The sequence below is a fragment of the Pseudoalteromonas sp. TB64 genome (assembly GCF_000498095.1).
GTDB lineage: Bacteria > Pseudomonadota > Gammaproteobacteria > Enterobacterales > Alteromonadaceae > Pseudoalteromonas.
Map to the genome: position 1 here is coordinate 1 of NZ_AUTQ01000002.1, position 8,812 is coordinate 8,812.

The window sequence follows — 8,812 nt, forward strand, 5'->3', positions numbered from 1 at the left end:
TTGGCGTTTCCCGTCTCAGTGGGGTCGCATTATAGGGAGATCCGAAAACAGATCAACCCTTTTTTGAAGAAAACTTGAAATAACACACTGTTCGGTGAGTATTTAAGCTAAACACGTCAAAAACACAACATAACTAGCAAGTTATTAACAACAAAAGGCGTTTTAACTCTTTTTATATTTAAAGTAAAGCTAAACGATCTTCATATAAAGGCTTACACCCCAAATGATCAATACGATCGTTAGTGAGAGCGTTACAGCTGCAGATCCCATATCTTTGGCTCTACCTGATAATACATGTAATTCTGTACTTACCCGATCTGTTAGTGCTTCTATTGCAGAATTTAATAATTCAACTATTAGTATAATAAGCAGTGAGCTGATCAATATCGCCCAATGTAATAATGATGAAGCAAGCCAAAATGAAATGGGAAATAATATAAGGCTTAATAATAGCTCTTGTCTAAACGCGGCTTCTTCTTTAAATGCTGCTTTAAAGCCAAGGTAGGAACAATAAGTTGCTTTGAAAACACGTTTGAGGCCTAAGCCATTTGGTTTTAATACATCTTTCATTAATAAACTCTACAAATGAAGGTCAAAATAAAGCCCCGCACTGCGAGGCTTTTTATTTATGCTACACCGTATTGATCACGGTAAGCTTTAACTGAGGCTAAATGCTCGTCCATCGTCCCTTGATTTTCAAGGTAACTAATAAGATCAGCTAATTTTACGATTGATATTACTTTAGTACCAAAGTCGCGTTCAACTTCTTGAATAGCTGATAACTCGGCCTTACCTTTTTCTTGGCGATCTAATGCGATCAAAACACCGCTAAGGTCCGCACCATTTTCGGCAATGATTTCCATTGATTCACGAATAGCAGTACCTGCGGTAATTACATCATCAACCAGCATTATTTTGCCATTGAGCTCTGAACCAACTAATGTTCCACCTTCACCGTGTGCTTTTTTCTCTTTACGGTTAAAACAGTACGGTACATCTTTATTATGGTGATCAGCTAATGCAACAGCTGTTGTTGTCGCTATTGGGATACCTTTATATGCAGGACCAAATAATACATCATACTCTATCGCTGAGTCTTCTAATGCAGCAGCATAAAATCGACCTAAACGCGCTAAATCACGGCCTGTATTAAATAAACCTGCATTAAAAAAGTACGGACTTATTCGCCCTGACTTTAAAGTAAACTCACCAAATTTTAATACCTGCTTCTCTAGGGCAAATTCTATAAACTCTTTTTGATAATCTTTCATATCTAGTGGCCTACCTATTTATGCTAATGCTTGCTTTTGTACGTCAATGATTTCACGAATAGAATGTTTAGCTAAAGTAAGTAACTCATCTAGCTCATCAAACGAGAAAGGTTCGCCTTCAGCTGTACCTTGAATTTCAATGATTTTACCTGTTTCGGTTAAAATTACGTTCATATCAGTCTCTGCTGCTGAATCTTCAATATATTCTAAATCGCTAATTGCTTGACCTTTATATATACCGACTGAAATAGCCGCAATCATATGCTTAAGTGGGTTTGAATTAATCATACCTTTGGCACGCATATGCGTTAGCGCATCAACAAGTGCAACACATGCACCACTTATAGAAGCAGTACGCGTACCACCATCAGCTTGAATTACATCACAGTCAATGGTGATTGTGTTTTCGCCAAGTGCTTTTAAATCAACAGCAGCACGAAGTGCACGTGCAATTAAGCGTTGAATTTCCATAGTACGACCGCCCTGCTTACCACGTGCAGCTTCTCGAGCATTACGCGTATGCGTTGCTCGCGGTAACATACCGTATTCAGCATTGATCCAACCTTTACCCTGACCTTTCATGAAACGAGGTACGCCCGATTCAACAGTAGCTGTACAAAGTACTTTGGTGTTACCAAACTCAACAAGTACTGAACCTTCAGCATGCAAAGTATAATTACGTGTAAATGTAACAGGTCTAATTTGGTTAGGTGTTCTTTCGCTTGGACGCATTGACGATCCCCTTAATTCAGAATTTGCGACATTATAAGTGTATGTGGGTATAGATACCATGCTGATTTAAATAAATAGCTGTATGCAAAATATTCAGTGTATTAAATTTTCCCTAGAGCTTAAGCAGTGTTACGGTATAATCATCGTAATATTGTATTTATAAATTTAGGAAAATATCCATGATCCACAGTATGACAGCTTATGCGCGTCGCGAAATAAAAGGCGATTGGGGTACTGGCACTTGGGAAGTTCGTTCAGTGAACCAGCGTTACCTTGAAACATTTATTCGCGCACCAGAGCAATTTCGTGGCATGGAGCCAGTTATTCGTGAGCGTTTACGCAAACACTTACAACGCGGTAAAGTTGAGGTTTTTTTAAAATTTGTAGCAAACCCTGCTCATGTTGGTGAATTATCGATTAACCAAGCGCTTGCTGAGCAACTTATAAATAGTGCTAAGTGGGTTCAACAACAAAGTAACGGTGATATCAACCCTGTTGATATATTACGCTGGCCTGGTGTTATGGAAGCTGAAGAACTTGATATGGATAGCGTTAATACAGCGCTAATTGTAGGCCTTGATCAAGTAATAGAAGATTTTAAATCAGCACGTGGCGATGAAGGTGCAAACCTTGAAGAAATGATAGCAACTCGTCTTGATGCAATTTTGGAGCAAGTAGAAATTGTAGAAACGCATATGCCAGAGATTGCTAAATGGCAGCGTGAAAAACTGGCTCAAAAACTAGAAGACTTAACAGCTAATATTGACGAGTCACGCCTTGAACAAGAGCTCATTTATCTTGCGCAAAAACAAGACGTGGCTGAAGAATTAGATCGCTTAAAGTCTCACGTTAAAGAAACTAAAAAAATCCTTAAAAAAGGGGGCGCATGTGGTCGCCGTTTAGATTTTATGATGCAAGAATTTAATCGTGAAGCAAACACACTAGCATCTAAGTCTATTAATAGTGATATTACGACTGCCGCTGTCGAGCTAAAAGTGTTGATTGAACAAATGCGTGAGCAAATTCAGAATATAGAGTAGCATTTCACCCTGTACTCACTTTCTTGTAACCACATAAAAAGCCTAGATTTTTCTAGGCTTTTTGTTTTCTACCGTTCATACTGGTCGTCTATTGTGCGTATCTAAGTGGTTACCAAAACGGTAACCAAAATAATTAGAAGCCACTTAATAAAACTTCTAGTAACCACTTTACGGTAATTAAATGAACCAAAAAGAGTTAAAGTTAGCGATAAAAAATACGACATCTGCAAGAGTTCGAATTGTCACAGGGTTATATATCAAGCCCAATAAAGCAAGAACTGGCGGTGCATGGGAAGTTAGATACACAATAAATAGGAAACGTTCTTTTATGACGTTAGCTGGAGGTCACTTCCCTGAGCTATCGCTGGCAGATGCTAAGCTAGTAGCTAGCAATATTTTACAAATGGTAAAGCAAGGTAAAGACCCATTACAAAAACGTATTGAAAGTAGTAATAAGACTATTATTACTGTCTCGGACTTATTTGATAATTGGTATGAGAGAGCGAAAAGGAATCTTAAGCACCCTAGCTATCCCTTAAGATATTTTACTAATGAAATTAAACCCGAAATAGGAAGATTGAGGGTAGAAGATGTAAAAGCAAAACATATACAGAATCTAATCAACAAAATTATGGATAGCGGGCGCCCATCAATTCCCAATAAGGTTTTACTTCTATGTAAGCAGCTATTTAAACATGCGATAAAATTAGATTGTACAGAAAAAAACCCTGCGGCTGCTTTCGATGCAATAGATGCTGGTGGCACAGGAAAAAGCCGCAGACGAATATTAAGTGAAGAAGAAGTAAAAATCATTTTTAACTGTTTTAAAGAATATAGTCATATTTTTACAAGAGATAATTACATAGCATGTGTGCTCTTGCTAACTATTGGTGTCCGTAAAGGTGAGCTTATAGCAGCAAAATGGAGTGAATTTAATTTTTCAGAAAATAGTTGGTCTTTACCAGAGTCAAGAAGTAAGACAAAAGTGGCTGTAAAAATACCTATAGCCTCAGTCTTAATACCACTATTTGAAGAACTAAAAGTCCGCTCATGTGGATCTGATTATCTATTTCCATCAAGGCGAGCAAGCAAAAGAAGAGCTTATATTTCCGATGATACTCTTAATCACGCTTTAGCTAAAATATTTGGTCGAAAAGTCGATAGCAAGAAAAAGCCATACCCAAATATTTTAGGTAGTAAAGGTATTGAATACTTTATAATTCACGATCTAAGGCGGTCATGTCGTAGTCTTTTGGCGCAATTAGGAGTTCCTGATAATGTAGCCGAACGATGTTTGAATCATAAGATTAAAGGGGTTGAAGGGGTATATAACCGATACGATTACTTTGATGAGCGACAAAAAGCACTAGATGATTTGGCAAACCGTATTATACCTCTAGTTCAAAATAATTAAGCTCATAATGACTAATCCAAAAACAATCCCTATTACTGGCGTTACAAATAATGGTAAAAAGCAGCAGATTGAAAATCTAAAAAATATGGTTTTTCCTGAAATGCTTCTTAACCAGTTAAACAGTGATACCTTAAAGCAAGATAGTCATTTGAAAATGGCCTTAGAATCTTTGTACTCAGGCATTGAGCTTCTTAAGTTAATCAAGTACCGAGTTGAAAAGCTAAAGACTAATAAAGAGCTATTTCCTGAAGATGAACACACAATGCTTAGAGAAGTTGATAACGAGCTGAAAAATATTTCTAATACTCTGAGCTTATCTTACGACTCTAGCGAACATCAGCTAAGTGATGCTTTAACCAGTGCTCTTCTTATCGGCTATCATGCTGGCGCTCATGATATGAGAGTTAATCTGGAAAAGCATGCTGAAAGAGGTTTCCAAAAAGGTGTACTTAATACGCAAGCTGGTGGAATAAAAACAGCAGCAAAGACTGACTCACTCAAATCGCTTATATTGGAAATGGCTAATTACCTAGATTCAGTCGGGGATTACGGTAAGCTATCTAAAAAGATTCTAGCTCAAGCGATACATCCTGTTATTTACGATTTCTATATTAAAAATAAGGAGCTGGAGTGTTTTCATATATTCAAAAGATGTGAAGATACTGAAGCATATATCAAAAATCACTTGCCTAAGCCTAAGCTGATAAGTGAAAAGGGTAAGGCATATCCCATAAAACTCAGCCAGTTGCTAAAGAAAAAATACAACACTGCAGAAATTAGAAATAAATTAAAATAAATTAAAATAATTTATTCTTAAATTTCAGTTGATAACAGTAAAAAAAAGCCCTACCCACTTAGTGAGTAGGGCTTTTCTATCCTTATATTCTTTCATAATTCTCCCATCAACAATGATGAACCGGAGAAACCAATATGAACCAACTAACAGCACCAACAACACAATTCACTGACCGCCTAGTGAGAGAAGCCGAGCGCGTAAAAATCACATCAGTTTCACGAACAAGCGCATGGGCATTAGAGAAAAAAGGGTTATTCCCAAAACGACGTAAACTGCATGCTGATAGCGATAGAGTGTGCTGGCTACTAAGTGAGCTTCTAGAATTTGTGCAATCCCGCGAGGTCATCAACATGAACTCAGCTTTATGATCAATAACCCCCTGCCAGACCTTGCTATGTATATTGACGATGCTCGAATGATTAAGAAGCCTGAATTGCAGAAGCTTCTTAACATCAGCAGATCAACACTTGGGCGTTGGATAAAGGCAGGCCACTTTCCTCCACCAGCCCATGTAATAAATGGGCGATCCATGTGGCATTTTCAAGATTATAAAAATTGGCTAGCTAAAAATCACTCAAAAGCAGGTAAATAACCTGCTTTTTTTTGCCTGCTGATGACGCACTTTGAAGCAAATTGATCAGTAAAAATACTCAACCCAACAATCAATAAATACATCTTACTTATTATTTTAAAAGAGCTTTTATTTATAAAACGCTTATCCCTTCGCAGCGGATATTAAATAATATAAGAAAGATACTTACTAATAACTAAACCAAATAGATATAACAATGACCTTTAAAATAACGACAGCAAACTCAGTAAATTTTATATACAAAGATCATAGCTATCGTGTATTGCGTAGTAAAAAAGCACCACAACAAGACTTTAAAGCATTAACTAAAGTGTTTAAGCATTGTGAATGCATGCTTTCTCACTACTCTAAAGTGTTAGTAGTAAGAATAGATTTAAGTACTAAATCCTATTCTATTAATAATCAAGCATTCTTAAAGTTTATTAAAAAACAGTTATCGATACTCACAAAACAATATAGCTGCAAAGTAACCTACATATGCGCTAGAGAAAAAGACACATCATCAAATCAACATTATCACTTAGCTGTGTTACTAAGTGGGCATAAAATAAAGCATAGCAGTAAGCTAACCTACCAATTAAAGCATGCTTGGGAATCTGAAGGCCTAGGTTCGACCTCATTCGTTAAACATCCATACTACCTAATGCAAAGGGGTAATAAGCTTAGTATAGAACCAGCTTTATACCGTTTAAGTTATTTAACTAAACGTGCCACAAAGGAAGCGAACATTAAGGCGCATAATTACTTATTTAGTAAACTTGAATACTCTAAGGAGCACGTTGGCAGACGCTTAAACGATACAATATTTGTAAACCCAGCTATTACATATCAGCAAAATAAAGAGGCGAATCTAATAAGGTCAAATAACTCAAAAGCTGGTGGTATAGAGTCACTAAAAAAATGGTCTGGTATTAATGGTTCACAATTAATACAAACTAAACTCCATCACTTATTACAGCACAGCGATCACCCTAGTCAAGTTAATAACGATCACTTACTCTTGCAGCACTCTATGAACCGAAGCATACACATACAAGGTGATCGTTCACTTTACGCGAACAGACAACATAAAACTCTATTAAGTGATCGCTTTACGTGGCATTAAAATAATATAACCCATTGATTTATATGTTTACCCCCATGGTGGTAAGCATATAAACATTCGATTTTAAAAACTTTAAAGAAAATAAATTTTTCTAAAATCAAAGCCCATGAACCGAAAAAAACCGAACATGATCGATCATAAAAAGGCAAAAAATGAGTAAGTTTGATTTAGACAGTCTACCCAAGTGCGGGGCTAAAGCACGTTCAGGTAATCCCTGTAAGCGCTTGGGTAACAAGCGTAATGGTCGATGTAAATTGCATGGTGGTCGCTCTACAGGCGCAAAAACAACTGAAGGCAAACTTGCCGTACGTACTAACCCTATCAAAAATGGAGCTGGTTGGAACGTCATACAAGGCTATGATCCAGAGTTAAGAGAATACTCTATCGAAGCATATCTTCAGTTGTTCGATATGACTAAACTAAACAATACAGATAGCAGCGAGTTAAACGCATTAATAGCGCAACACAGAGTTGCATTAGAATGCTTTAAATATCGTGTTCTTGAGTGCTATGGCGTGGATAGCTTTATTATTATCCAATCGGCTCTTGATGCATATTACAAAGATACTGATAGTCAACACCTCCATTTTCATATCCACACGAAGGTAGTAAAAGCTCCCTACTTCCACCAGCATATGAGTGAAGCAAAAAAACAGTTCTTACTTATTAATAAAGCCTTTAAGTTTAATTGGTAGTAACCGTCAACGGTTGACGGTTTGGTTTTTTAAGCTAAACCGTCTTATATAAATAATGCAATGCCTGTGAAATATTGATAATTTTTATTAGCTATATAGCTAATATAGGAGTTATATACTAATATATTAGCTATATAGCTAACATTCAATAAGTGAATATATGTCGAGTAGAGCAGATATTGGCAAACAAATAAGTACTAGCAGGAAAGCTTTAGGCTACACGCAACAAAAGCTATCAGAGATCGCGGGAATTAATAAAACAACGATTTCCGAGATTGAGAACGGTCGCTTTACTGGTTCATTCGATATATTTGAGCGACTCCTTGATGCAGTTGATTTACAATTTGAAGTTACTTCAAAACAACACTCTCTACCAGACTGGGATACCATTGAAGATATATTCTCGGAGGATGACTAATGAGTGGCACACCACAGCTTCCAAATAAAATTACAAATATAACAGTATGCACTGACTATGCTGAAGTTGGCGTACTAACACATGGCTCAGTACATCATTACCAGCCAACACAAGAAAACCTAAACGTATCACTTACTATGACTAAAAAAGGTATGGATGGTTACTCATCGGGTTCTCTTCACCCTATATTTTCACAAAACTTGCCAGAAGGCTTTAACCGTCGATTCATTGCAGAAAAACTAGCGAGATACGCCAAAGTAAACGACATGTATTTACTTGCTTTACAGAGCACACAAGGCATTGGCATGCTTTCATATAAAAGTGAGCTTACCTTACCAGAAGCTGAGCCTGTATCTTTGAGCGATATTTTGACTTATAACAGCAATGCACCACTTTTTCCTCAGTTATTAGAAAAGTACTACCTACAAAACTCGTTGGCAGGCGTACAACCGAAAGTAAGCATACCTAACGCCTCAACCATTAAAACCGACAGAACAATTCCGCAGAAAGATTTAATAGTGAAGTCATTCGATACAGAGTTTCCATTACTTACGGTAAACGAGTTTGTATGTATGGAAGCAGCTCGCCATTGTGGACTTGAGCCACCAAAAACATACTTATCTGAAAATTTAGAAACGTTCGTTGTTGAACGCTTTGATAAAACAAGTGACGGAACTAAGCTCGGTTATGAAGATTTCACAACCTTACTAAAAAAAACTAACGACCCCGACGCTAAATACACTGGCAGC

At 37.0% G+C, this 8,812-nt stretch carries 11 protein-coding genes; 8 read left to right on the forward strand and 3 right to left on the reverse strand.

The features are described 5' to 3' along the window. Positions 1-189: 189 nt before the first annotated feature. The 3 genes from L647_RS0100030 to rph are packed head-to-tail and all read right to left on the reverse strand — an operon-like array spanning position 190 to position 2,003. On the reverse strand, positions 190-570 hold the full coding sequence (locus L647_RS0100030) for a diacylglycerol kinase (protein ID WP_002958892.1): 381 nt from the start codon (positions 568-570) through the stop codon (positions 190-192). A gap of 56 nt (positions 571-626) precedes the next feature. Further along, positions 627-1,271 (reverse strand): orotate phosphoribosyltransferase, encoded by a 645-nt coding sequence (gene pyrE / locus L647_RS0100035; RefSeq protein ID WP_024609399.1) that lies wholly within the window; start codon positions 1,269-1,271, stop codon positions 627-629. A gap of 18 nt (positions 1,272-1,289) precedes the next feature. After that, positions 1,290-2,003, reverse strand: coding sequence for a ribonuclease PH (gene rph, locus L647_RS0100040; protein ID WP_002958890.1), 714 nt, complete (start codon positions 2,001-2,003; stop codon positions 1,290-1,292). Between the two features lie 179 nt (positions 2,004-2,182). Here rph and L647_RS0100045 point away from each other — a divergent pair, with 179 nt between their 5' ends. The 8 genes from L647_RS0100045 to L647_RS0100085 form a co-directional block, all read left to right on the forward strand. Next, positions 2,183-3,043 (forward strand): YicC/YloC family endoribonuclease, encoded by an 861-nt coding sequence (locus L647_RS0100045; RefSeq protein WP_024609400.1) that lies wholly within the window; start codon positions 2,183-2,185, stop codon positions 3,041-3,043. Positions 3,044-3,224: 181 nt separating this feature from the next. Next, positions 3,225-4,457: a tyrosine-type recombinase/integrase gene (locus tag L647_RS0100050; RefSeq protein ID WP_024609401.1), complete on the forward strand. Its 1,233-nt coding sequence runs from the start codon at positions 3,225-3,227 to the stop codon at positions 4,455-4,457. A 7-nt stretch (positions 4,458-4,464) separates the two neighbouring features. After that, positions 4,465-5,253 (forward strand): hypothetical protein, encoded by a 789-nt coding sequence (locus tag L647_RS0100055; RefSeq protein ID WP_024609402.1) that lies wholly within the window; start codon positions 4,465-4,467, stop codon positions 5,251-5,253. Positions 5,254-5,387: 134 nt separating this feature from the next. Continuing rightward, on the forward strand, positions 5,388-5,621 hold the full coding sequence (locus L647_RS0100060; protein WP_024609403.1) for an AlpA family phage regulatory protein: 234 nt from the start codon (positions 5,388-5,390) through the stop codon (positions 5,619-5,621). 420 nt (positions 5,622-6,041) lie between these two features. Then, positions 6,042-6,950, forward strand: coding sequence for an inovirus-type Gp2 protein (locus L647_RS0100070; protein ID WP_024609404.1), 909 nt, complete (start codon positions 6,042-6,044; stop codon positions 6,948-6,950). A gap of 152 nt (positions 6,951-7,102) precedes the next feature. Further along, a complete protein-coding gene (locus L647_RS01000000123415; RefSeq protein ID WP_024609405.1) occupies positions 7,103-7,645 on the forward strand; it encodes an HGGxSTG domain-containing protein in 543 nt (180 codons plus the stop codon). A gap of 160 nt (positions 7,646-7,805) precedes the next feature. Continuing rightward, complete coding sequence (locus L647_RS0100080) at positions 7,806-8,063, forward strand: helix-turn-helix domain-containing protein (protein ID WP_024609406.1); 258 nt, start codon at positions 7,806-7,808, stop codon at positions 8,061-8,063. Then, on the forward strand, positions 8,063-8,812 hold a 750-nt coding region (locus L647_RS0100085), incomplete at its 3' end, for a HipA domain-containing protein (RefSeq protein ID WP_024609407.1). The genes L647_RS0100080 and L647_RS0100085, both read left to right, overlap by 1 nt.

Coding starts and splice junctions, on each gene's coding strand:
- rph (WP_002958890.1), bottom strand. CDS start 2,003: ATGCGTCCAAGCGAAAGAACACCTAACCAAATTAGACCTGTTACATTT.
- pyrE (WP_024609399.1), bottom strand. CDS start 1,271: ATGAAAGATTATCAAAAAGAGTTTATAGAATTTGCCCTAGAGAAGCAG.
- L647_RS01000000123415 (WP_024609405.1), top strand. CDS start 7,103: ATGAGTAAGTTTGATTTAGACAGTCTACCCAAGTGCGGGGCTAAAGCA.
- L647_RS0100060 (WP_024609403.1), top strand. CDS start 5,388: ATGAACCAACTAACAGCACCAACAACACAATTCACTGACCGCCTAGTG.
- L647_RS0100080 (WP_024609406.1), top strand. CDS start 7,806: ATGTCGAGTAGAGCAGATATTGGCAAACAAATAAGTACTAGCAGGAAA.
- L647_RS0100030 (WP_002958892.1), bottom strand. CDS start 570: ATGAAAGATGTATTAAAACCAAATGGCTTAGGCCTCAAACGTGTTTTC.
- L647_RS0100045 (WP_024609400.1), top strand. CDS start 2,183: ATGATCCACAGTATGACAGCTTATGCGCGTCGCGAAATAAAAGGCGAT.
- L647_RS0100070 (WP_024609404.1), top strand. CDS start 6,042: ATGACCTTTAAAATAACGACAGCAAACTCAGTAAATTTTATATACAAA.
- L647_RS0100055 (WP_024609402.1), top strand. CDS start 4,465: ATGACTAATCCAAAAACAATCCCTATTACTGGCGTTACAAATAATGGT.
- L647_RS0100050 (WP_024609401.1), top strand. CDS start 3,225: ATGAACCAAAAAGAGTTAAAGTTAGCGATAAAAAATACGACATCTGCA.